1 protein-coding gene is annotated in these 254 nt (G+C 65.7%); it reads right to left on the minus strand.

Going from position 1 to position 254, the window contains the following annotated elements; translation table 11 throughout:
- Positions 1-31: 31 nt before the first annotated feature.
- On the minus strand, positions 32-254 hold a 223-nt coding region (locus tag ACYPV9_RS14275), incomplete at its 5' end, for a DUF4142 domain-containing protein (protein WP_459744847.1).

Here is a 254-nt window from a genome sequence, read left to right on the forward strand (position 1 = left end):
CGCCGAGTTCGTCCGCAAACGCTAGGAGCCATCACGGCAGCCGGCGCGCCTCTTCGAGGTGGTGGCTGACAACTTGCGCTGTCTTCCCGGCGAAGTCCATCAAGGGCTTGGCATCGCCGCTCTGCGCATACGTCTGGAGCATAGCCAGCGCCTTCTCGTGCGCTGCCACCTGTTGCCGCGCGTAGATGGCCGGCATCTGCTGGGGCGCGGCTGCCTTCAGTTCTGCCAACTGGGCTTGCTGCTCGGCCGTCATG

Source organism: Polaribacter sp. OB-PA-B3 (assembly GCF_054589375.1).